20 protein-coding genes are annotated in these 21,550 nt (G+C 69.8%); 5 read left to right on the top strand and 15 right to left on the bottom strand.

The window, feature by feature from the left end:
* Nucleotides 1-63: 63 nt before the first annotated feature.
* The 6 genes from ACWC09_RS23540 to ACWC09_RS23515 form a co-directional block, all read right to left on the bottom strand.
* A complete protein-coding gene (locus ACWC09_RS23540; protein ID WP_450852541.1) occupies nucleotides 64-1,677 on the bottom strand; it encodes a DoxX family membrane protein in 1,614 nt (537 codons plus the stop codon).
* 117 nt (nucleotides 1,678-1,794) lie between these two features.
* Nucleotides 1,795-2,736, bottom strand: a complete 942-nt coding sequence (rlmB, locus tag ACWC09_RS23535) for a 23S rRNA (guanosine(2251)-2'-O)-methyltransferase RlmB (RefSeq protein ID WP_450852540.1) — start codon at nucleotides 2,734-2,736, stop codon at nucleotides 1,795-1,797.
* A gap of 129 nt (nucleotides 2,737-2,865) precedes the next feature.
* A complete protein-coding gene (cysS, locus tag ACWC09_RS23530; RefSeq protein WP_450852539.1) occupies nucleotides 2,866-4,263 on the bottom strand; it encodes a cysteine--tRNA ligase in 1,398 nt (465 codons plus the stop codon).
* 75 nt (nucleotides 4,264-4,338) lie between these two features.
* Nucleotides 4,339-4,860, bottom strand: a complete 522-nt coding sequence (gene ispF / locus ACWC09_RS23525) for a 2-C-methyl-D-erythritol 2,4-cyclodiphosphate synthase (RefSeq protein ID WP_450852538.1) — start codon at nucleotides 4,858-4,860, stop codon at nucleotides 4,339-4,341.
* Complete coding sequence (gene ispD / locus ACWC09_RS23520) at nucleotides 4,850-5,626, bottom strand: 2-C-methyl-D-erythritol 4-phosphate cytidylyltransferase (RefSeq protein ID WP_450852537.1); 777 nt, start codon at nucleotides 5,624-5,626, stop codon at nucleotides 4,850-4,852. Before ispD ends, ispF begins: the two co-directional genes overlap by 11 nt.
* A 283-nt stretch (nucleotides 5,627-5,909) precedes the next feature.
* A complete protein-coding gene (locus ACWC09_RS23515) occupies nucleotides 5,910-6,392 on the bottom strand; it encodes a CarD family transcriptional regulator (RefSeq protein ID WP_003953493.1) in 483 nt (160 codons plus the stop codon).
* 612 nt (nucleotides 6,393-7,004) lie between these two features.
* Between ACWC09_RS23515 and ACWC09_RS23510 the strand changes: the two genes are divergently transcribed.
* The gene (locus tag ACWC09_RS23510; protein WP_450852536.1) at nucleotides 7,005-7,658 is read left to right on the top strand and encodes a DUF461 domain-containing protein; all 654 of its coding nucleotides are present in this window, start codon (nucleotides 7,005-7,007) and stop codon (nucleotides 7,656-7,658) included.
* A 212-nt stretch (nucleotides 7,659-7,870) separates the two neighbouring features.
* Here ACWC09_RS23510 and ACWC09_RS23505 read toward each other — a convergent pair whose 3' ends face one another.
* Together ACWC09_RS23505 and ACWC09_RS23500 are read right to left on the bottom strand one after the other, a co-directional pair.
* Nucleotides 7,871-8,551, bottom strand: a complete 681-nt coding sequence (locus tag ACWC09_RS23505; RefSeq protein WP_015659563.1) for a response regulator transcription factor — start codon at nucleotides 8,549-8,551, stop codon at nucleotides 7,871-7,873.
* Nucleotides 8,548-9,813 (bottom strand): sensor histidine kinase, encoded by a 1,266-nt coding sequence (locus ACWC09_RS23500; protein ID WP_450852535.1) that lies wholly within the window; start codon nucleotides 9,811-9,813, stop codon nucleotides 8,548-8,550. Before ACWC09_RS23500 ends, ACWC09_RS23505 begins: the two co-directional genes overlap by 4 nt.
* Nucleotides 9,814-10,038: 225 nt before the next feature.
* Between ACWC09_RS23500 and phoU the strand changes: the two genes are divergently transcribed.
* Both phoU and ACWC09_RS23490 read left to right on the top strand, forming a co-directional pair.
* The gene (phoU, locus tag ACWC09_RS23495; protein ID WP_450852534.1) at nucleotides 10,039-10,740 is read left to right on the top strand and encodes a phosphate signaling complex protein PhoU; all 702 of its coding nucleotides are present in this window, start codon (nucleotides 10,039-10,041) and stop codon (nucleotides 10,738-10,740) included.
* A 128-nt stretch (nucleotides 10,741-10,868) separates the two neighbouring features.
* Nucleotides 10,869-11,021, top strand: a complete 153-nt coding sequence (locus ACWC09_RS23490; protein ID WP_450852533.1) for a hypothetical protein — start codon at nucleotides 10,869-10,871, stop codon at nucleotides 11,019-11,021.
* A gap of 172 nt (nucleotides 11,022-11,193) precedes the next feature.
* On the opposite strand, the gene ACWC09_RS23485 is transcribed toward ACWC09_RS23490, so the two are convergent.
* Together ACWC09_RS23485 and ACWC09_RS23480 are read right to left on the bottom strand one after the other, a co-directional pair.
* Nucleotides 11,194-12,123, bottom strand: coding sequence for a M4 family metallopeptidase (locus ACWC09_RS23485; RefSeq protein ID WP_450852532.1), 930 nt, complete (start codon nucleotides 12,121-12,123; stop codon nucleotides 11,194-11,196).
* Nucleotides 12,124-12,964: 841 nt separating this feature from the next.
* Nucleotides 12,965-13,726 (bottom strand): phosphoglyceromutase, encoded by a 762-nt coding sequence (locus ACWC09_RS23480; RefSeq protein ID WP_450852531.1) that lies wholly within the window; start codon nucleotides 13,724-13,726, stop codon nucleotides 12,965-12,967.
* Nucleotides 13,727-13,876: 150 nt separating this feature from the next.
* On the opposite strand from ACWC09_RS23480, the gene ACWC09_RS23475 reads away from it, so the two are divergent.
* Nucleotides 13,877-15,184, top strand: a complete 1,308-nt coding sequence (locus ACWC09_RS23475; RefSeq protein ID WP_450852530.1) for an MDR family MFS transporter — start codon at nucleotides 13,877-13,879, stop codon at nucleotides 15,182-15,184.
* Between the two features lie 128 nt (nucleotides 15,185-15,312).
* Here the strand turns inward: ACWC09_RS23475 and ACWC09_RS23470 are convergent, their stop codons facing one another.
* Both ACWC09_RS23470 and ACWC09_RS23465 read right to left on the bottom strand, forming a co-directional pair.
* Nucleotides 15,313-15,537 carry a hypothetical protein gene (locus tag ACWC09_RS23470; protein ID WP_450852529.1) on the bottom strand — a complete coding sequence of 75 codons (225 nt, stop codon included), beginning with the start codon at nucleotides 15,535-15,537 and terminating at the stop codon, nucleotides 15,313-15,315.
* 328 nt (nucleotides 15,538-15,865) lie between these two features.
* A complete protein-coding gene (locus tag ACWC09_RS23465) occupies nucleotides 15,866-16,291 on the bottom strand; it encodes a DUF2000 family protein (protein ID WP_450852528.1) in 426 nt (141 codons plus the stop codon).
* A 49-nt stretch (nucleotides 16,292-16,340) separates the two neighbouring features.
* Between ACWC09_RS23465 and ACWC09_RS23460 the strand changes: the two genes are divergently transcribed.
* On the top strand, nucleotides 16,341-17,183 hold the full coding sequence (locus ACWC09_RS23460) for an AraC family transcriptional regulator (RefSeq protein ID WP_450852527.1): 843 nt from the start codon (nucleotides 16,341-16,343) through the stop codon (nucleotides 17,181-17,183).
* A gap of 377 nt (nucleotides 17,184-17,560) precedes the next feature.
* Here the strand turns inward: ACWC09_RS23460 and ACWC09_RS23455 are convergent, their stop codons facing one another.
* The 3 genes from ACWC09_RS23455 to mshA all read right to left on the bottom strand — a co-directional run bounded on the left by ACWC09_RS23455 (nucleotide 17,561) and on the right by mshA (nucleotide 21,230).
* Nucleotides 17,561-19,246, bottom strand: coding sequence for a glycosyl hydrolase family 28-related protein (locus ACWC09_RS23455; protein ID WP_450852526.1), 1,686 nt, complete (start codon nucleotides 19,244-19,246; stop codon nucleotides 17,561-17,563).
* Between the two features lie 153 nt (nucleotides 19,247-19,399).
* Nucleotides 19,400-19,900: a YbjN domain-containing protein gene (locus ACWC09_RS23450; protein ID WP_450852525.1), complete on the bottom strand. Its 501-nt coding sequence runs from the start codon at nucleotides 19,898-19,900 to the stop codon at nucleotides 19,400-19,402.
* Nucleotides 19,893-21,230 carry a D-inositol-3-phosphate glycosyltransferase gene (mshA, locus tag ACWC09_RS23445; RefSeq protein WP_450852524.1) on the bottom strand — a complete coding sequence of 446 codons (1,338 nt, stop codon included), beginning with the start codon at nucleotides 21,228-21,230 and terminating at the stop codon, nucleotides 19,893-19,895. Before mshA ends, ACWC09_RS23450 begins: the two co-directional genes overlap by 8 nt.
* Nucleotides 21,231-21,550 lie beyond the last annotated feature (320 nt).

Raw genomic sequence — 21,550 nt, 5'->3', positions numbered from 1 at the left:
CTTTCGTGTGGGCCGGTGTCTCTCAGCCGGCGGGTGTGCCCAGGATTCCGCCCACCGGCTTGGTTACCCCAACAGGCCGCCCACCAGGCCCGGCTGGCCGGAGGAGGAGCCTCCGGAGCCGGTGCCGCCGGTTGAGCCGGTGCCGCCTGTGGAGCCGCCGGACGTGGGACCGGAGGTGGTGCTGGGGGCGCCGCCGCCGGACGGGGAGGTGTGCTGGGGCGGGGCCTGGCCCACGGTGCCCTGCGTCTGGCTCGGGGCGCCGCCCGTCGCCGTGCTGCTCGGGGTCGTCGCCCTGCTGGTCGGGGTGGAGCCGGCCGTCGCGCCCTGGGTGGGCGTGTGGGAGGTCGACGGGGGCCGGCTGCCCGGTTCCTGCGGGAGCGGGGAGCCCGGCAGCTCGTTGCGCGGGGCCTCGCCCGGGCCGGGCACGACCACGCGGTCGGCGTCGCGGACCGCGCCGCCGAGCAGGGAACCGACGAGGAGCGTGAGGCCGACCGCGATCGCCGTGACGAGGGCGCCGCGACGCAGGACGTAGGCCCGCAGGTCCCAGATGTCCGCGCGGGGGCCGAGCCGCCGCCAGGCCCTGCCCGCGAGGCGGCCGTCGACGGAGTAGACGGGGGCGCCCGCGATGATCAGCGGGGACCAGGCGGCGAGGTAGATGATGTCGGGGGCGTCATAGGCGGGGACGGTCTTCCAGCTGACCGTGACGATCAGCGCGGCGGAGAGCAGGGCGCCGAGGACGGCGGCCACGCGCTGCCAGCAGCCGAGGACCGTCAGGACGCCGACGACGACCTGGGCGAAGGCGATGACGAGGCCCGAGCCGACCGGGTGGTGCAGGGCGAACTGGCGCAGGGGCTCGGCGACTTCCCACGGGTGCAGGGTGTTGAGCCACTTGACCATCGAGCCGCGCTTGCCGCCGTCGAAGTAGACGGGGTCACAGAGCTTGCCCATGCCGGCGTAGACGGAGATGAAGCCGAGGAAGATACGGAGCGGGAGCAGGACGACTCCGAGGTTCATCCGGCGGCCGGGGTAGTAGGCGTGCCGGGCCGGGTCGTCGCCGTACGGCTTGGGGGGCCGGCCGCCCTCCGCCTCCTCCTCGCCGTACTCCTCGAACTCGACACCCCCATAGGCGGGTTCCTCGTCGTAGGCGCTGCCCACGGTGCGCAGGTCGGGGAGCCGACGGGTGCCGTCCATGTCGTCGTGGCGGCGCTGGACCCCCACGACGGGAGTCTCGACGGTCGCCCCCCACTCGTCGTACGTGCCGGCGCCGACGTCGACACGCGGGATGACCTGCGTGGCCCCGGCGTCGCCCGCAGGTTCCTCCGGGTGCCGGACGCTGCCGCCCCGCACGGCCTGGAGCAGGCGGTGGGCGCCGGTGTCGTCGGGGGCCGACCTGCCGCTCCAGACGACGGGCCGACGACGGGCCGCGCCCGCCCCCGGTCTGGCCGCCGCGGCGCTCGCGGCGGGGATCCGGGCGGTGTCGGCGGCGCCCAAGTGCCGTGCGATCCGCGGCGATTGGGCGCGCGTCGAGGCGCCGAACTGCACGCGGAAGCTCGCATGATTGACGATGATCTGCGCCGGATCGCTCGGCACCTTCACCATGCTCAGCGCGGGAGCGTCGTCGAATCCCGACGGGCCGTCCCCCGTGGGTGTGCGGGGTGTTCTGGTGTCCACACTCATCTAACCGAGTGACGTGTGTTTAGGACACTGCCCTGACTCGCCGGATGTGTCCGGACTCCGTCAAGCTTGCCCGTGACGCCCAGATTGACCCGTACGGGTGAGGCTACGGACGCGTGTTCAGCCGCGCGTGCGTGCGGCCTCGTACAGCACGATCCCGGCCGCCACACCCGCGTTCAGCGACTCCGCCCCGCCCGGCATCGGGATGCGGACCCGGTAGTCGCAGGTCTCGCCGACCAGGCGTGACAGGCCCTTGCCCTCGCTCCCGACCACGATGACGACCGGGCCCTGCAGGGCCTCCAGTTCGCCGACCTCGTGCTCGCCGTCGGCGGCGAGACCGACGACCACGATGCCCGCCTTCTTGTACGCCTCCAGGGCGCGGGTGAGGTTCGTGGCGCGGGCGACGGGGGTGCGGGCCGCGGTGCCGGCCGACGTCTTCCAGGCACCGGCGGTCATGCCGGCCGCGCGACGCTCGGGTACGACGACGCCGTGGCCGCCGAAGGCGGAGACGGAGCGGACGACGGCGCCGAGGTTGCGGGGGTCGGTCACACCGTCGAGCGCGACGATCAGGGGGTCCTCGCCGCCGTCGTACGCCGCGTTGGCGAGGTCCTCGGGGTGGGCGTACTCGTACGGCGGGACCTGGAGGACCAGGCCCTGGTGGTTGAGGCCGTTGGTCATGCGGTCGAGCTCGGGGCGGGGGGCCTCCATGAGGTTGATCCCGCCGCGCTCGGCGGCGAGTTGGAGGGCCTCGCGGACGCGCTCGTCGTTGTCGATGAACTGCTGGACGTAGAGGGTGGAGGCCGGTACGCCTTCGCGGAGCGCTTCGACCACCGGGTTGCGGCCGACGACCAGCTCGGAGGACGACTTGCCGCCGCGGCCGCGGGGCGTGGGACGGCGTACGGCCTGCTTCGCCTTGGCGTTGGCGACGCGGTTCTTCTTGTGGCCCTTGCGCATCTCGGCGGGCGGGGTGGGGCCCTTGCCCTCGAGGCCCCTGCGCCGCTGGCCACCACTGCCGACCTGCGCGCCCTTCTTGCCGGACATGCGGCGGTTGTTAGTGGCCATGACCTACCTGTTCTCTACGGAAGTACGGGAAGTACTGCTGGAAGCACTGCTGATGTTTTCGTACGTCTATGCAGTGTGCCGCCCGGAGACCTGGGCGGCACAATCGATCTTCGGTGACCGGAGCGGGGCTCAGCGTGGGCCGAGGCTCCAGCGCGGGCCCTGCGGGCTGTCCTCGATGCTGAGGCCCGACTGGTTGAGCTGGTCGCGAATGGCATCCGCGGTGGCCCAGTCCTTGCGGGCCCGGGCGGCCTCGCGCTGGTCGAGGACCATACGGACCAGGGTGTCGACGACGCCGTGCAGGTCCTCCCCGCGGTCGGTCTCGCCGGCCCACTCCGGGTCGAGGGGGTCGAGCCCGAGGACGCCGAGCATGGCACGGACCTCGGCGAGGCGGGCCACGGCGGCTTCCTTGTCGTCGGCGGCCAGCGCGCTGTTGCCCTGCCGGACGGTGGTGTGCACGACGGCGAGGGCCTGCGGAACGCCCAGGTCGTCGTCCATCGCCTCGGCGAAGGCGGGCGGCACCTCGGCGGACGGCTCGACGACACCGGCCTTCTCCACGACGCGCTGCACGAAGCCCTCGATGCGCGCGAACGCCGACTCGGCCTCGCGCAGCGACTCCTCGCTGTACTCGATCATCGAGCGGTAGTGCGGAGTGCCGAGGTAGTAGCGCAGCACGATGGGCCGCCAGGCCTTGACCATCTCGGACACGAGCACGCTGTTGCCCAGCGACTTCGACATCTTGTCGCCGGCCATGGTGACCCAGGCGTTGTGCACCCAGTACTGGGCGAAGTCGTCGCCGAAGGCCTTCGCCTGCGCGATCTCGTTCTCGTGGTGCGGGAAGATCAGGTCCAGCCCACCGCCGTGGATGTCGAAGGCGGAGCCCAGGTACTTGTGCGCCATGGCCGAGCACTCCAGGTGCCAGCCGGGCCGTCCCCGGCCCCAGGGCGTACCCCAGGTCGGCTCGCCGGGCTTCGCGGACTTCCACAGGGCGAAGTCCCGCGGGTCCCGTTTGCCGGTCTCGCCGTCGCCCGAGGGCTGCAGAAGGTTGTCGAGCTCCTGCCTCGACAGCTCCAGATAGCCCGGGAAGGAGCGCACGTCGAAGTAGACGTTGCCTTCGGCCTCGTACGCGTGACCACGCTCGATGAGGACCTGCATCATCTCGACCATCTCGGTCACATGGCCGGTGGCCCGTGGCTCGTAGGTCGGGGGCAGGCAACCGAGCGCGGTGTAGCCGTCGCTGAAGGCCCGCTCGTTCTCGTACCCGATCGACCACCACGGGCGGCCCTGCTCGGCCGCCTTCGCGATGATCTTGTCGTCGATGTCCGTGACGTTGCGGACGAACGTCACGTCGTAGCCGCGGTACTCGAACCAGCGGCGCATGATGTCGAAGTTGAGGCCCGAGCGGATGTGCCCGATGTGCGGGGCCGCCTGCACGGTGGCACCACAGAGGTAGATCGAGACACAACCCGGCGTGAGCGGGATGAAGTCACGGATCTGCCGGGCGTTGGTGTCGTACAGGCGAATAGTCACCACTCCAGGGTAGTGGGCGGAAGGGAGTGCCTTACGCCCCTTCCGCTCAAGGGGACGTTTTCGTGACGTTGGCCCTCAGTCGACCCGCGCCACCAGCGCCGTCGCCACCGCCATCAGGCCCTCGTCCCGTCCTGGGAACCCCAGCCCGTCCGTCGTCGCCCCGGACACGGAAACCGGCGCCCCGGCCGCCTCCGACAACAACTTCTGTGCCTCGTCGCGCCGTTTGCCGATCTTCGGACGCGGGCCTACGACCTGTACGGCGATGTTCCCGATCCGGAAGCCCGCCTCGCGCACGATCCGCGCGGCCTCCGTCAGCAGCGTGACGCCGGACGCGCCGGACCACTCGGGGCGCCCGGTGCCGAAGTGCTGCCCCAGGTCACCGAGCCCGGCGGCCGAGAACAGCGCGTTGCACGCCGCGTGCGCGACGACGTCCGCGTCGGAGTGGCCGGCCAGCCCCGGCCCCTCGCCCTCCCACTTCAGCCCCGCGCACCACAGCTCACGGCCCTCCTCGAAGGCGTGGATGTCGGTGCCGATGCCGACCTGGGGAAGCGGGTCACCCGGCGGTGGCCGGAAATCGGGTGCGGCGTCAGAAGCCATCGTTCAGCCTCCTGCGCGCCAGGACCGCCTCCGCCAGCACCAGGTCCAGCGGGCGCGTGACCTTGAACGCCTCCTCGTGGCCGGGGACGACCACGACCTGCAGGCCCAGCTGCTCGATCATGCTCGCGTCGTCGGTGACGTCCTCGGTGACCTCGTCGTGGGCACGGATCAGCGTGGCCCGGTCGAAGCCCTGGGGCGTCTGGACCGCACGCAGCCGCGCCCGCACCGGAGTGGCCACCACGGGCTCCGGCTCACCGGGGACGTCGGCCGGCTCGACCTCCTTCACGGTGTCCGCGAGCGGCAGCGCGGGCACGACGGCCGGCGCTCCGTCCCGTACCGCCTCGATCACCGCGTCCACCGTGTCGACCGGTACGAGCGGACGGGCGGCGTCGTGCACCAGCACGATGTCGTAGTCCGGCGGCAGCGCGTCGAGGCCCAGCTTCACCGACTCCTGGCGGGACTCTCCTCCCGGGACCACCAGGAAGTCCGTGCGCTCGGGCAGCGCGTGCGCGTCGAGGAGGGACTTGACCTCGGGGGCGCCGTCGGGCGGGGCCACGACAACGACCAGCGAGACCGCGCGGGACGCGGCCATCGCGCGCACCGCGTGGACGAGCATCGGTGTGCCGCCCAGCGCGCGGAGCGCCTTGGGGGCGCCCGGACCGAGGCGTACGCCCCGGCCGGCGGCCGGGATCACGGCGGCGGTGCGGGCGCTCGCACGGTCACTCGTGCGGTCTCCTGCGGGCGAAGGGCGCGAATCGTGAGACATCGGTTCCTGTCAGGTTTGTGTGCTCGGCCTTGGTGGGTATGGCCTGGGAAGTGCCGGGCGCGACGCCTTGACCGGACCCTTCCGTGACACCGGTCGAGCCAGCTGCCCGGGCCCGGCACGCCAAGTATCGGGGGCATCCCCCCGTGATGGGCGTACGTACGGCGTCCGAGTACGAACATGCCGCAGCGCCCGGCGACAGTGGAGCTGTCATCGGGCACCGCGGCATTTCGGTGTACTTCGCTGTACCGAGTGCTGAGGCGGGCAGGGCGCCTGCGTCAGTGATTCAGGACGCGAGAACCTCGTCGAGCAGGGCCTCGGCCTTGTCCTCGTTGGTGTTCTCCGCGAGGGCGAGTTCGCTCACCAGGATCTGGCGGGCCTTGGCGAGCATGCGCTTCTCACCGGCGGACAGTCCGCGCTCGCGCTCACGACGCCACAGGTCACGCACGACCTCCGCAACCTTGATGACATCGCCGGAGGCGAGCTTCTCCAGGTTTGCCTTGTAACGACGCGACCAGTTCGTGGGCTCCTCGGCGTACGGCGCGCGCAGCACCTCGAAGACCCGGTCCAGCCCGTCCTGACCGACCACATCACGCACGCCGACGAACTCCGCATTGTCCGCTGGCACACGTACCGTCAGGTCACCCTGGGCGACCTTCAGCACCAAGTAGGTCTTGTCCACGCCTTTGATCTGGCGAGTTTCGATGGCCTCGATCAGCGCGGCCCCGTGATGGGGATAGACCACGGTGTCGCCAACCTTGAACGTCATGTGACAGGTACCCCTTCCGTGGCTATCCAGGGTAACACGGATTCGGCGTGTTCTGAATGGCGTTTTCGCAGGTCAGGGCATATCTCGGGGCTTGACAATCGCAACAGGAACGTGCTGCGCGGGGCAGGCGGAAGCGGGTATTCGCAGGTCGGAGGGGCTCTCCGGGGGAGGTGAAACGCGCACGTTACACGCATCTGGAGGCCGCCACGCGGGGACGAACGTCACCATATGTCCGGTTCCGGATGTGCGACTTCCGCTACTCCGTTCGATGGCAGGAGTCGCTTCGGCATCGATTCCGGAATTGATCACCGGCCGCCTCGACGGCCGGTTGTTGCACGACGTGATCAATTCCGGGAACGGTCGCGCATTCCTTCACGGAAGATTTGCGCGCCGTAGGGCGGACTATGACTCACGCTCTCTTGCTGCGCTTATGTGAATGCCGGACGAGCTGCCTCCGCTACCTCCTGCTGAGGGAACCTGCGGCGGGAAGCCCAGCCGTTGGGGGAGGGTCGGGTGCGGTGGCGTGGGAGCGGCTCGGTAACCTATGGCCGCTGACAGATACTTGGGGCGGCTTTATGGCCGCCACGTTCGAGTCAAGGAGTTGCCGCCGCCGTGAGCAGCAGCCTTCGACGCGGTGCCCTCGCCGCGGCCGCCATCGCACTCTCCGCCGCCTCGCTCTCCGCGTGCGCCGCCGGCAGCGATGCCCAGACCCTGCAGGTCAAGCCGGACAACGCGGCCGCGAAGGTCGGCAACATCAAGGTCCAGAACGCGCTGATCATCACCCAGCCCGACCTTCAGTCGACGGGCCCGGCGGCGATCGCCGCGACCATCTTCAACAATGGCAAGACCGCCGAGACGCTCGACTCCATCACCGTGCCCGGCGCCTCCCAGACGGCCGAGCTCAAGCCCGCCAAGGGCAGCGGCCCGCTGACCATCCCGGCGCACGGCTCCCTGGTGATCGGCGGCCAGGGCAACGCCTCCGCCTCCCTGGCGAGCAGCCGCGAGGCCGTCAAGGACGGCAACGCGCAGAAGATCACCTTCTCCTTCTCCACGACCGGTGACGTGAGCCTGCGCGCCTTCGTGGTCCCGGCGGACAGCTACTTCACCAAGTGGGGCCCGACCGCGATCCCGACGGCCACCCCGGGCACCGGCGCCACACCGACGAAGGGCGCGTCGTCCTCCCCGTCGACCTCGACCTCCTCCTCCCCGTCGACCTCGACGACCCCGACCGACGCGGCGTCCGCCAGCTCGTCGGCCGGTCACTGAGCGGCTCGGCAAACAGCTGGGGCGGGAACCTTGGTCATCGGTTCCCGCCCGTGGCGGTTCTGAGCTACGGCTCGAACTTCTGGCTCACCCTGAAGGGCTTCCTGCTTCACAGCGCCGCGCCTGGATTTCTCCGGGTCTTACCAGCGCTCCACAGGATTCAGCCTCTCCGCCCACCCCGCGGCGAGGCTGACTCACCGTAGTAGGTGGGCGGCTTAGGGCTCGAACTTGTAGCCCAGCCCCCGCACCGTCACCAGGTACCGCGGCGCCCCCGGGTCCGGCTCGATCTTGGCGCGCAGGCGCTTGACGTGGACGTCGAGGGTCTTGGTGTCGCCCACGTAGTCGGCGCCCCAGACGCGGTCGATGAGCTGCATGCGGGTCAGTACGCGGCCCGCGTTGCGCAGGAGCATCTCCAGCAGGTCGAACTCCTTGAGGGGCAGGTCGACCTTGGAGCCGGAGACCGTGACCACGTGGCGATCCACGTCCATGCGGACCGGGCCGGCTTCGAGGGCGGCCGGGGTGACCTCCTCGGGCTCGCCGCGGCGGCGCAGGACGGCCCGGATACGGGCGACCAGTTCGCGCGACGAGAAGGGCTTGGTGACGTAGTCATCGGCTCCTATTTCCAGGCCGACGACCTTGTCGATCTCGCTGTCCTTGGCCGTCACCATGATCACGGGGACGTTCGAGCGGCCACGCAGCTGGCGGCACACTTCGGTGCCGGGCAGACCCGGCAGCATCAGGTCGAGGAGGACGAGGTCGGCGCCGTTGCGCTCGAACTCGTCGAGTCCGTCGGGCCCGGTGGTCGCGACGGCGACCTCGAAGCCCTCTTTGCGGAGCATGTATGACAGGGCGTCGGAGAAGGACTCCTCGTCCTCGACGACGAGCACACGGGTCACGGAAGGACCTCCGGGGCGGGAAGCGGTTCGTACGGGGATGACTCGGGGGTGGAATCGCCGGTCTCTTCGTCGAGACCGTCGAGGTCGGGGTGCTGCTGGGCGCGGTCACGGGCCGCACCCGCCTCCGGCAGCCTCAGGGTGAACGTGGAGCCCTGGTTCTCGGCGCTCCACACCGTGACCTCCCCGCCGTGCGAGGCGGCCACGTGCTTGACGATCGCCAGACCGAGCCCCGTACCGCCGGTGGCACGGGAGCGGGCGGGGTCCACGCGGTAGAAGCGCTCGAACACGCGCTCCTTGTCCTTCTCGGATATCCCGATGCCCTGGTCGGTCACGGCGACCTCGATCATGTCCCCGCCGGGCGCGGTCACCCGGCGGGCGGCTATGCCCACGCGGGTCCGGGCCGGCGAGTAGTTCACGGCGTTCTCGACCAGGTTGCCGAGGGCCGCGGCGAGCTGGCCGCGGTTGCCCCAGACATGCAGGTCGGCGGTGCCGCCGGCGGCCATGGTGATCTGTTTGGTGCCGGCCTGGTGACGGCAGCGGTCGATGGCCTCGGCGACGAGTTCGTCCACGCGGACGGGCTCGGCGTCCTCCAGCGGGTCGTCGTTCTGTACCCGCGAGAGGTCGATGAGCTCCTGCACCAGGTTGGTCAGCCGGGTGGCCTCTATCTGCATGCGTCCGGCGAAGCGCTCGACGGCCTCCGGGTCGTCCGAGGCGTCCATGACGGCCTCGGAGAGGAGGGAGAGCGCGCCGACGGGCGTCTTCAGTTCATGGCTGACGTTCGCGACGAAGTCACGCCGGACGGCCTCGATCCGCCGGGCCTCGGTGAGGTCCTCGACGAGAAGCAGCACCAGCCGGGAGCCCAGCGGCGCCACGCGCGCGGACACGGCGAGGGCCTCGCCCCGCCCGGTCCCCCGCCGGGGCAGATCCAGCTCGACCTGGCGTATCTCCCCGTCCCGCCGGGTGTCCCGGGCCATCTGCAGCATGGGTTCGACCGAAAGCCGCCCACCGCGCACCAGCCCGAGGGCGTACGCCGCCGAGCTGGCCTTGACCACGGCGTCCGCCTCGTCCAGCACGACGGCCGAGGAGCGGAGCACCGACAGGACCGTGTCCACGCCCGGCGGAAGCACCGGGTCCGTGTGCAGGGAGGTGCGGGTCGGGCGCTTCTGCTCCCGCTCGCTCCAGCGGAACGCCAGCATGGCGATCACGCCGGTGAGCACCCCGGCGATCGCTGCCGCTGCGGCGACCGCCGCGTTCACGTCCATGCGTCCAGGTTAGGCATGGGGTACGACATCACCACAGCCGTCGAGGTGCGAGCTCGAACACTCGTCGCCCAGAGTTCACCTTGGAGCCAGTGATGGTTCATTTGGGGTGACGGAAACCGACGCGTTCCGGCCGGATCGTGGGAGCGTGGGGTGCGAAGCGCCGGTTTTCACGGCGGGCCCCGACCCCCGGCAGCCCCCGATGAACACGCACGAGAGGGAACCCTGATGCGGGACGCGTACCACGAGGAACTTGATTCGATCGGCGACGGTCTGGTGGAGATGGCCCGGCTGGTCGGGTCGGCGATCGGACGCGCCACGACCGCCATCCTCGACTCCGACCTGAAGCTGGCCGAGGCCGTCATCGAGGGCGACCAGAAGGTCGACGACCTCCAGCACGACCTGGAGGCGCGGGCGATAGCCCTGCTCGCCCGCCAGCAGCCGGTGGCGACGGACCTCCGTATCGTCGTCACGTCACTGCGTATGTCGGCCGACCTGGAGCGCTCGGGCGACCTGGCCCAGCACGTGGCCAAGCTCACCCGGCTGCGCTACCCGGACCGGGCGATCCCGCACGACCTGCACGCGACCATCCTGGAGATGGGCCAGCTCGCGCAGCGTCTGATGGCGAAGGCGGCCGAGGTCATCATCACCAAGGACGTCGATCTGGCGATGCAGCTGGAGCAGGATGACGACGAGATGGACCTGCTGCACCGCACGCTGTTCCAGCACCTGCTGGACGACCGCTGGAAGCACGGCATCGAGACCGCGGTCGACGTCACCCTCCTGGGCCGCTATTACGAGCGTTTCGCCGACCACGCGGTGGCGGTCGCCAAGCGCGTCGTCTTCCTGGTCACGGGCGAGCACGCGGACGAGCTGCAGCCCGACATCCAGCCGGAGATCCAGCCGGTGGCGGGTGTCGAGGGGGCGTAGCCGGAGAGGGCGGGGCGTAGCCGACGGAGGCAGGGCGCGGGTGGGCGCCACAGTGCGCCGTTGATGCGCCCGCCGCAGCGGGAATGCAATGGGCACAGGCACCAGCCTCTAGGCCTCCAGGAGGACCCATGGCCGAAGCCCCCACCCAGCCCGACCCGGCGCAGGAGCGCGAGACGGACCACCCCGCCGACATCAAGAGCCTCCCGCTCTTCGGCGCATGCGGCTGCGGCTCGGGCTGCGGCTGCGGGTGCCAGTCGGGCAATCCGTGTCAGTGCGGCTGACCGCGTACGACGCCGTTCTTCCACGACGGTGAAGGGCCCCCGGTGACCAGGTGCACCGGGGGCCCTTCCGCGTCAGCGGGGGGTGTGCCGGACCGTGGGAAGAACGTTCCCGCCGGCCCCGGAACCCCCTGCTCGTGAAGAGATCGTAGGCAGGGGGCTTGGTGGTGCGGGGTTACCAGATGCCCTGCTGGCGCGCCGCGGCCCGTACCACCTGAGGAGCGTCGCGGGACACCTTCTTGTTCGTGGCGAGGATCGCCGCCTGTGACGCGGCGACCGCGGCGGCGTCCTTGAACTTGGCCGTCGGCCAGAGGTTCTGCAGCGTCTGGTACATGATCAGAGCGCCTTCGTCGATGCCTATTTCGCGGCAGATCAGATAGAACCAGCGGTTGGTGATGCCCGACATCAGATGCGGGTCCGCGGGTTGGAAGTAGCCGCTCATGTCACGCGGCTGCGGATCGCGCCCCATGATGGGGTTGTCGTACGCGGTACCCGGTTCCGCCATGTTGCGCAGGGCCTCGCCGAACAGTTTCGGAGCCATGATGTCGTCGCCGATGAGCCAGTCGTGGCTTTCAGCGTCGTGGCCGTTGACCCAGGCGTCGATCGCCGAGCCGATCATGTCGCTGAACGACTCGTTGAGAGCGCCGCTCTGGTCGTTCGTGTAGTTCAGCGCACTCGTGAACTGGGTCACGCCGTGGGTGAGTTCGTGCGCCGACACATCGATGTCGCCGGTCAGGTCCTGGAAGACGACATTGCTGCCGTTCCCGAAGACCATGAGCAGTGCGGACGGATCCCAGAACGCGTTGTCGAAGCCGACGCCGAAATTCACGTTGGCGATCACGTTCAGTCCGGAGTTGTCCAGGGAATCGCGTCCGAGTTTCTCTCGGTAGTACTGCAGGACCTTGTGCATGTGATCGTACGCGTCGTTGGCGTTCTGCCCCGGCACGGCTGGGTCACCCTCGCCCCGGACGGGTTTCACATTGTAATTCCACTGATTCAGATCGTCATAGATGACGACACCCGCCGTGCCGGGCTTGGGTATCTGGATACCCTGGATCAACCCCTCTTCGAGTTCCTGTTCGGCAGGTGCGTTCGGTGCGAACACGGGCGCCTGAATCCGCGCCCTGCGGAATTGATCCGATATGACGGCAGACCGTTGGGCGTAGGTCGGTTCGAGGCTTTCCCGCGCATGAACCCTCGCAATGTGGTCCAGGACGTGAGCGGGTACGAATGAGCAGACATAGTGCATGGAGATCCCTCCCGTCCAGCGTTTGCTGCTTTATTAACTACACCCGACAACCACGCCTGTCGACGGTGTGCCGATGCGTAGAAATAGCTGACTTACAGCACTTCCCCTGGCCCCTCACCCGCACACCGACCCCCGGTACACCACTCCAATCGACTCACATTCCAGCAATTTTCAAATTTCCGGAACTTTAATCCCCATCCGGAATCCCGCGATCCATTGAGGGGGATTAATGTACGAGTTTCAGAAAACGACATTGACACGAGGGCCAGGCCCCGGAACGCCTTGGCTGCGACATCAACCGCACTTCTTCCGAGAACGCCGACGCGCCCCGCACCCGCCAGTACTGAATCGCCCATCACAGGGCGGGGCGCAGCGCGTTTGACCACGAGTTGACAGGCACGCCGGTCCCCGTGAGCAGGGGCAGGGTGCCGGCCTCCCTGTTCAGTCAGTCCTCGGCGTACTGCACGTCGACGAAGGTCCGCAGCACCGGGTCACTGGTGCCTCCGTCCCGCGCGCCAATGGTCAGCAAGTCATCCCCGCGAGGTCATCGAGACGTCGTCCGGCGCCTACGTGTGGCGCCGCGCCGGCGACATCTGACGGCCCGGTCCAGCGGATAACGGCCCAGAGAGGGCCCCGGCACACCGACAAGGCCCCTGCCGGCGGATGGACCGCGGGTAGGGGCCTTGATCGTTACGGGTTACTTCTTCTTGCCCTGATTCTTGACCGCCTCGATGGCAGCCGCGGCCGCCTCCGGGTCGAGGTACTTGCCACCAGCCGTCACCGGCTTGAAGTCGGCGTTCAGCTCGTAGTAGAGGGGGATGCCCGTCGGGATGTTCAGGCCCGCGATGTCGGCGTCCGAGATGCCGTCGAGGTGCTTGACGAGGGCGCGCAGGGAGTTGCCGTGGGCGGCGACCAGGACCGTGCGGCCGGCCAGGAGGTCGGGGACGATGCCGTCGTACCAGTACGGGAGCATGCGGACGACGACGTCCTTCAGGCACTCCGTGCGCGGACGCAGCTCCGGGGGGATGGAGGCGTAACGGGGGTCCGCGGACTGCGAGAACTCCGTGCCGTCCTCGAGCGGCGGGGGCGGGGTGTCGTAGGAGCGGCGCCACAGCATGAACTGCTCCTCGCCGAACTCGGCGAGGGTCTGCGCCTTGTCCTTGCCCTGGAGGGCGCCGTAGTGGCGCTCGTTCAGGCGCCACGAGCGGTGGACCGGGATCCAGTGACGGTCCGCCGACTCCAGCGCGAGCTGGGCGGTGCGGATCGCGCGCTTCTGGAGAGACGTGTGGACCACGTCGGGGAGAAGGTCGGCGTCCTTCAGGAGCTCGCCACCGCGGACTGCCTCCTTCTCGCCCTTCTCGTTGAGGTTCACGTCCACCCAGCCGGTGAACAGGTTCTTCGCGTTCCACTCGCTCTCGCCGTGGCGGAGGAGGATCAGCTTGTACGGTGCGTCGGCCATGAGTGAGAGCGTAATCCACCCGTTCGGCCGCGAGCAGTGCCCGCCCAGCAGCCGGACGATTGACGGCGTCTGTTAATTCACTGGCCGGGGACGGCCACCCCTTCGTAAGTTGTGCCTGCCGCATCTGCCACTTACCACCGGGGGTTCTCCATGTCCGTCGCCCGTCTCAGACGTGCCGCCCGGGAGACCGTCTCCGGACTCCCCCGCGAGTTCTGGTGGCTGTGGACCAGCACCCTCGTCAACCGGCTCGGGGCCTTCGTCGCCACCTTCATGGCCCTGTATCTGACGATGGACCGCGGCTACTCCGCCTCCTACGCCGGTCTCGTCGCGTCGCTGCACGGGCTCGGTGGGGTCGTGTCGTCGCTGGGGGGCGGAGTGATGGCGGACCGGCTCGGGCGGCGGCCGACGCTGCTGATCGCCCAGGCCTCCACCGCCGTCTCCGTCGCACTGCTCGGCTTCGTGCACGACCCCGTCGCCATCGCCGGCGTCGCCTTCCTCGTCGGTATGGCCTCGAACGCCTCCCGGCCCGCCGTGCAGGCGATGATGGCCGACATCGTGCGGCCCGAGGACCGGGTGCGGGCGTTCTCGCTCAACTACTGGGCGATCAACCTCGGGTTCGCCGTCTCCTCCATGGCCGCCGGGTTCATCGCCGAGTTCAGCTATCGCGCCGGGTTTCTGGTCGAGGCGGGGATGACCCTGCTCTGCGCGGTCGTCGTCTTTCTCAAGCTGCCCGAGTCCCGGCCCGAGCAGACGGCGACCGAGAAGGCGGCGCAGGCGGTCGGACTCGGGACCGTCCTGCGCGACGGGCGCTACATGGGCGTCGTCGGTCTGTCCTTCCTCGTCGCCCTCGTCTTCCAGCAGGGGTCGGTCGGGCTGCCGGTCGCGATGGGCGAGGCCGGGTTCACACCCGCCGACTACGGCATGGCGATCGCCGTCAACGGCGCGTTGATCGTCGCGCTGCAGATACCGGTCACGCGGTTCATCGAGCATCGGGATGTGCGGCGGTTACTCGTGGTTTCGTCGCTGCTCGCCGGGTACGGCTTCGGGCTCACCGCACTCGCGGGGTCGGTCGGCGTCTTCGCCCTCACCGTCTGCGTCTGGACCCTGGGCGAGATGATCAACGCCCCGACACAGACCGGGCTCGTCGTACGGCTGTCGCCGGTGCATGGACGCGGGCGCTACCAGGGCGTCTACACCCTGTCCTGGTCCCTCGCCGCCCTTGTCGCGCCGCTGATGTCCGGGCTGGTCATCGACCGGTTCGGCGCGGAGTGGCTGTGGGGGCTGTGCGCGGCCGTCGGGACGGTGGCGGCCGTGGGATACGGCGCGCTGATGCGGCGGTTGCCGGAGGAGGAGGGGCACAACCGGGACGAGCGATCCGCGTCGGAGACACCCGTGTCCGCCGAGGCCGAGGTCGACGCCGAGAACGCCGAGACCGGGCCCGAGGTGGCCGCCGGCTGATCATGGCCGCCCTGGCGATGTGCGGCAATCTGCGGCGACCTACGGCAACAACAAGCCCCCTACCCGCACTTCTCCTGCCGATAGGGGGCTGGTCGTGATGACCGGCGAGGACCGCCGATGGGTGTCGATCAGAAGCCGACGTTCACGCCCACGTTGTGGGGGAGCGCGCCGAGCGAGCCGCCGAGGGTGCCCAGGGCCGTCGCCTTGACCGAGTCGACCTCGGCGAGGAGGTCCGCGCTGCTGAGGGTGGTCGAGCCGGCGGTGACGCTGATCTGCGGGCTCACGCCGCCGGAGACGGTGTCGAGTTCGGCGTCGGAGATCTCGACGGTCTGAACCTGGGGAGCGGAGTTCATGGGGAGACTGCCCTTCGCATGGTGATCCACATGGGGGGGGATTGCGGCCCCGCTGGGGGGACAGACTGTGGGCCGCGGTGCGCAGGATCAAACCACGCGGCGGGCACGGCATCCAGTCCGAACCCATGCGCGGCAGGGCAGTTGGACGTGTCGGCGACCGAACCGTGTGCGTGCGCACACGGGTTGGGTCCGGGTTCTCCACACGCGGCGGCACACAGCGGACCAACATCCATTGCGGCAGCGGCTCCGAACCGGACAACTCCGCCCCAACGGACCCCACCCACCCAGTGGTTGCGCACGCACTGTGCAGATTCGGTCGTAGATGGCGTCACGGGTGCATCCGTGCACCCTTCAGCGCCTTGTCCACCGCGTTCCGCGGCCCGTACACCGCCAACCCGACCAGGTCGAGCTCGGCGGTTCCCACGGCCCGTACCGCCGCCCGGTTGTCACGGTCGTTGCCGGTGGCGAAGAGGTCGGAGGTGAACACCGCGCGCGGGAGCGAGCGGGACAGCACGCGCGCGTGGGCCGCGGTGAGCATCTCCTTCGTGCCCTCGAAGACCAGCACCGGCTGGCGGAACATCGGCAGGTAGGGCACGCCGTCGGCGTCCTCGTACGGCTCCCCGATCACCTCGGGGGCCTGTGTGCTCAGACCGCTGACCAGGAAGGCGGTGACGTTGAGGCGTTGCCAGGACTCCAGGTCCTCGCGCAGCAGGACGGCGATCTTGGTGTCGAAACGGATGGGTTCGCTGCTCATGCGACGAGACTGCCGGGCGGCCCACTCCCCCGTCTTGTACGTTCTTTGCATGGCCGCCCGGCAGGAAGTCCAGGAAGTCTCCGCCTGGCGCCCGACCGTCCCGGGCGTCGTGGAGGTCTTCCACGCGCACTTCACCGAGTACGCCTATCCGATGCACGTGCACGAGGCGTGGACGCTGCTCATCGTGGACGACGGGGCCGTACGGTACGACCTCGACCGGCATGAGCACGGCACCCCGCACGACACGGTCACCCTCCTTCCGCCGCACGTCCCGCACAACGGCTCCCCCGCCACCCCGCACGGCTTCCGCAAGCGCGTCCTGTACCTCGACGGCACACATCTGCCGGACACCCTGATCGGCTCGGCCGTCGACCGACCCGACCTGCGCGACCCCGTCCTCCGGCTGCGCGTGGGCCGGCTGCACGGGGCCCTGAGCCGCCCCGGCGACGAACTGGAGGCGGAGAGCCGCCTGACCCTCATCGGCGAACGCCTCCGCGCCCACCTCCACCGGCCGACCGCCCCCGACGCGCCGCGCCGCGACCCCGCCCTCGCCCGGTGCCTGCGCGAACTCCTCGACGAACACGTCATCACCGGCCTCACCCTCGACGAGGCCGCGGCCCTTCTCCACGCCCATCCCGCCCATCTGGTACGGGCGTTCAGCACCGCCTACGGAATCGCCCCGCACCAGTACCTGATGTCCCGCCGCGTCGAACGGGCCCGGCACCTCCTCCTCGACGGCCTGCCTCCGACCGAAGTCGCCTCGACAACAGGCTTCTTCGACCAGTCACATCTCACGCGCCACTTCAGGAAGTTGGTGGGGGTGACACCGGGTCGGTACGCACGGGGCGGACGTCCCGAAAACGACGGTCGCCGGGAAGGCCCCCGCCCCTAGGCTCCCCGCATGGACGGGCACGCCTGGCACGACGCGTACGACTCCCCCGACTCCCGCCTTGCTCGGCGCGCGGCCGAGGCGGCCGGTCTGGACGGTGGGGAAGCCGTCGCCGGGGACGCCGCGTCGACCAACCGGTACCTGGACTCGTACCCGCCGATCTGGTCCTCGTCTGCGGTGTGCTCGGCAATGTGGTGCCCGCCGGCATCCAACGCACCCTCGACCACTGCACCCGGCTGTGCCGGACGGGCGGCACGGTCGTCTGGACGCGTCATCGCAAGGCGTCGGGGCCCACCGTTTCACCGGTGAGCCCGGGCAACTCCCGCTCGGAGAGCGCATGTTCGACTTCGTCGGTGACGACGTCCTTCGTTCCGTCTGACCTACAGCTCGCGTTGGGCGTCGTACAGATTGCGCGGTCGTACGACGTCGGTCGTGCCGTACAGCTCCAGGCGGGAGTGCAGGTCGCCGGGGAAGTCGGGGACGTCTGTCTGGTCGAAGTCGGTGACCGTGTTGAGGCCTGCCGTCGCGGAGTAAGGGGCCAGGCCGTCGAGTTTCATCAGGCCTGCCCTGCCGTTGGTCACACGGACGTTCCAGTGCGTGAAGCGGGCGCCGAAGAGAGGGCCGGCGTTCGCGTCGCCGCCGTGGCGGCCGTTGTTGTTCACCGTGATGTCGGTGCGGACGTTGGCGAACGGGAGGCCGCGGTGGGAGTCGAAGGTGCCCATCTGCATGTCGCCTCGGGACCAGACGTTGTGGGAGGAGAGGCCTTCGACGTTGATGCCGTGCAACTGCGTCCCGTCCGGTGCCGGGACGGTGCGTTGTTCGATCGTGAAGTTCTCGATCAGGTTGTCGTGCGAGCCCTCGCGGCAGAAGTAGGGGTGGTGTTCACCTCGGCCGCCCACCCGCGTGCGGCGCAGGGTGCAGGAGGAGGCTGCGACGAGGCCGAAGCCGTTGTCGACGTTGCGGACCGCCACGTCGTCCGCCCAGCAGTCGTACGTGCATTGGAGCACGACGCCGTTGTAGCCCTTGTCCAGGAGGTGCGGGGACTGGGGGGTCTCCATCACGTCCAGGGTGAGGCCTTCCACGCCGGAGCCGGTCAACTCACGGACGTGCGTGGTGAATTGGGGGGTCCATTCGGGGCGGAGGTCGAGGGGCAGCGGGCGTTCGAGGGTGACTCTGCGGCCTCGGACGCGGGTGATGCGGACGGGCCATTCGTAGGGGACGTAGGAGAGGAGTTTGGTCTTGTCGGTCCAGTAGTACGACGCCGGGCCCGGGCCGCCGCCCGACATGTGCTGGAGGAGGGTGTGGGACGCGTCGTCCGAGATGCGGAGGAGGGTGAGGGCACCCGGGCGGAGGCGGGAGGGGTCGGTGACCTGTACGGTCCAGTCGCCCTGGCGGGCGGGTTCGGCGGGCGTGAGGGGCTCCCACTCGTCCCGTTTGTTGCCCGTCCAGCCCTCGAAGGGCCAGGCCTGCGCCTTGATGGCGGCGACCAGGGAATCCCAGCGGGCCTTCGGGGCCAGCCAGATCAGGCCTCCCGCCCATGACCACGCCGACTTCGTGCCGCCGTAGCGGGAACCGTAGACGCCGATCAGCTCGGTGAGGTTCTTCGTGGCGTGGAGGGTGGTGCGGCTGCTTCCGGCGCCGCGCAGCACCACGTTGTCGTGGCCGATGTGGATCAGGCCGTCGATGCGGAAGGTGCCCGGCGGGATGGTGACCGTGCCGCCGCCGGCCCTTCCGGCAGCGGCGACGGCACGGTTGATCGCGGGGGCGGAGTCGGTCGTACCGTCCGCCACGGCGCCGTAGTCGCGGACGTCGGCGACGCAGGGACGGCGGGGGAAACGGGGAGCTCCGCCGCGGTAGCCGGCTCGGCCGACGTAGGGGATCTGGGGGTGGGTGTACGGGGTGTGGGTGAACTCGTGCCAGAGGGGTGGGACTTGGGGAGCGGTGGGGGTTTGGGGGGTGGTGGGGGCTTGGGTGGCGGCGGCTTGTGTCGTGTCTGTCGTCGTGGCCAGGGCCGCGGCCGTGGCGCCGGCCAGCAGGGCCCGTCTGGTGAGGTGCGCAGTGCTCATGTCCGTGCGTCCTTCCATGCGGCTCTTCATGGATGTGAACGACGTTCAGAAGTGCGTTGGCGGTGAGCATGCCACGGCGCGGTGGGGCTGGGAAGGGGTCAGGAAGAGGTCGATGAGGGGGCAGTGAGGCGTCAGCGAGGGGTCAGCGAGGGGTCAGTCAGTGGGGCGTTCGATCAGGTGGGTGAACGCCTCTAGGTTTCGTGTCGATTCGCCGCGGGCCACCCGCCACTCGTACTCCTTGCGGATCGCGGACGCGAAGCCGAGTTCGAGGAGGGTGTTGAAGGCGCCGTCCGCGGCCTCCAGGACCTGGCCCAGCAGGCGGTCGATCTCGTCCGCTGTGACGGCGCCGAGCGGGAGTTTGGCGGTGACGTAGATGTCGCCCAGGTGGTCCACCGCGTAACTCACGCCGTAGAGCTTGAGGTTGCGCTCCAGGAGCCAGCGGTGGACGCCCGGCTCGTTCTCGTCGGGGTGGCGGATGACGAAGGCGTTGAGGGAGAGGGAGTGGCGGCCCAGGAGGAGGGAGACCGTCGTGGAGAGTTTGCGGGTGCCGGGGAGCTTGGCCACGTAGTTGCCGGGGGAGGGGGTTTCCCACTCGATTTCGGCGTCCGTGAGGGCGGCCTCGATCACCTGCGCCGTCTTGTCTCCATCACCCATGGTGGGAGCGTACGCGACGGCGGTATGCCTGCATCGCGGCCGTGTAGACGTCCGCCGTGGCGGCGGCGGAGGTGTCCCAGCCGAAGGACTGGGCATGGCGGGCGGCTGCCGCGCCCATGCGGGACGGGAGCGTGTCGTCGTCCGCGAAATCGCTGAGTACGCGCGCGTAGTCGGCGGGGTTGTGGCCGCGTACGAGGTAACCGGTCCGGCCGTCCCGTACGGCCACGGGGAGGCCGCCGACCGCTGCCGCGAGTACGGGGGTGCCGGCTGCCTGCGCCTCTATCGCCACCAGGCCGAAGGACTCGCTGTAGGACGGCATGACCAGGACTGAGGCCGCTCGGAACCAGTCCGCCAGGTGGCTCTGGTCCACCGGTGGGCGGAAGCGGACCACGTCTGCGATGCCGAGGCGGGCTGCGAGCTTCTGGAGGCCCTCGGGCTTGGCCAGGCCGCTGCCGCTGGGGCCGCCGACGACCGGGACGACCATGCGGGAGCGGAGTTCTGGGCGGTTGTCGAGGAGGACGGCGACCGCTCGGAGGAGGACGTCCGGGGCCTTCAACGGCTGTATGCGGCCTGCGAAGAGGGGGATCAGGGCATCCTGGGGGAGGTCCAGGCGGGCGCGGGCCGCTGCGCGGCCGTCTGCCGGGCGGAAGCGGTCGAGGTTGACGCCGGGGTGGACCACGGCGACCTTGTCGCGGTCGGCGTTGTAGTGCCGTACGAGTTCTTCGGCCTCTTCGTCGGTGTTGGCGATGAGACGGTCGGCGGCCTCGACGATCTGGGTCTCGCCGATCACGCGGGCTGCGGGCTCGGGGGTGTCGCCGTCCGCGAGGTTGGCGTTCTTGACCTTGGCCATGGTGTGCATGGCGTGCACGAGGGGCGCGCCCCAGCGCTGGGCGGCGAGCCAGCCGACGTGGCCGGAGAGCCAGTAGTGGGAGTGGACCAGGTCGTAATAGCCGGGGCGGTGGCCGGCCCAGGTCTGCATGACGCCGTGCGTGAAGGCGCAGAGCTGGGCGGGGAGGTCTTCCTTGGCGAGGCCCTCGTAGGGGCCGGCGTCTACGTGGCGGACGAGGACGCCGGGGGCGAGTTCGACGGTGGGGGGGAGGGCGGCGGTGGTGGCGCGGGTGAAGATTTCCACTTCGATGTTGATCGCTGCGAGGCGCTGCGCGAGTTCGACGATGTAGACGTTCATGCCGCCTGCGTCGCCGGTGCCGGGCTGGTGGAGCGGGGAGGTGTGCACGGAGAGCATGGCGACGCGGCGAGGGCGACGGTGGAGCCTGAGTCGCGGGGGCGAGGTCTGGGAACGACGCCCGAGCCTGCTGACGTACTGGCTCACGTGGCGTTCCTCCTTGCTGCGGGCATGCCGGACGGAGGGTGTGGGGCGCCCTCCAAGGGGGTGCAACAGCGGAGGGGTGGGTTCCCATTCCGGGTGCGGTGGATTTTGCCGAGGCATTACTGGTGGTCGCTCAACCGTTCGAGGTTGCGGTGCGTGGGGGTGGGGCGGGGATGCCTGCGGCGCCTGTGCGGGTTGGGTGGGGGCTTGGGTAGCGCCTACGGGTGGGTTGTGGGTCGGGGCCGGGGCGGGGGGTGTCCGTCCTCGGTCGGGCGGTGCTGTGTCTTTGGAGGGTGCGCGGTGATGGACGCCCGCCGCTGCGG

The sequence above is a fragment of the Streptomyces sp. NPDC001617 genome (assembly GCF_053596855.1).
Note: the sequence above shows the minus strand (reverse complement) of the source record. Positions and strands in the feature narration are given on the sequence as shown.

Coding starts and splice junctions, on each gene's coding strand:
- rlmB (WP_450852540.1), bottom strand. CDS start 2,736: ATGGCCACTAACAACCGCCGCATGTCCGGCAAGAAGGGCGCGCAGGTC.
- phoU (WP_450852534.1), top strand. CDS start 10,039: ATGCGGGACGCGTACCACGAGGAACTTGATTCGATCGGCGACGGTCTG.
- ACWC09_RS23450 (WP_450852525.1), bottom strand. CDS start 19,900: ATGGGTGATGGAGACAAGACGGCGCAGGTGATCGAGGCCGCCCTCACG.
- ACWC09_RS23465 (WP_450852528.1), bottom strand. CDS start 16,291: ATGAGCAGCGAACCCATCCGTTTCGACACCAAGATCGCCGTCCTGCTG.
- ACWC09_RS23460 (WP_450852527.1), top strand. CDS start 16,341: ATGGCCGCCCGGCAGGAAGTCCAGGAAGTCTCCGCCTGGCGCCCGACC.
- ispD (WP_450852537.1), bottom strand. CDS start 5,626: ATGTCTCACGATTCGCGCCCTTCGCCCGCAGGAGACCGCACGAGTGAC.
- ispF (WP_450852538.1), bottom strand. CDS start 4,860: ATGGCTTCTGACGCCGCACCCGATTTCCGGCCACCGCCGGGTGACCCG.
- ACWC09_RS23540 (WP_450852541.1), bottom strand. CDS start 1,677: ATGAGTGTGGACACCAGAACACCCCGCACACCCACGGGGGACGGCCCG.
- ACWC09_RS23515 (WP_003953493.1), bottom strand. CDS start 6,392: ATGACGTTCAAGGTTGGCGACACCGTGGTCTATCCCCATCACGGGGCC.
- ACWC09_RS23490 (WP_450852533.1), top strand. CDS start 10,869: ATGGCCGAAGCCCCCACCCAGCCCGACCCGGCGCAGGAGCGCGAGACG.
- ACWC09_RS23455 (WP_450852526.1), bottom strand. CDS start 19,246: ATGAGCACTGCGCACCTCACCAGACGGGCCCTGCTGGCCGGCGCCACG.
- ACWC09_RS23470 (WP_450852529.1), bottom strand. CDS start 15,537: ATGAACTCCGCTCCCCAGGTTCAGACCGTCGAGATCTCCGACGCCGAA.
- ACWC09_RS23480 (WP_450852531.1), bottom strand. CDS start 13,726: ATGGCCGACGCACCGTACAAGCTGATCCTCCTCCGCCACGGCGAGAGC.
- ACWC09_RS23500 (WP_450852535.1), bottom strand. CDS start 9,813: ATGGACGTGAACGCGGCGGTCGCCGCAGCGGCAGCGATCGCCGGGGTG.
- ACWC09_RS23475 (WP_450852530.1), top strand. CDS start 13,877: ATGTCCGTCGCCCGTCTCAGACGTGCCGCCCGGGAGACCGTCTCCGGA.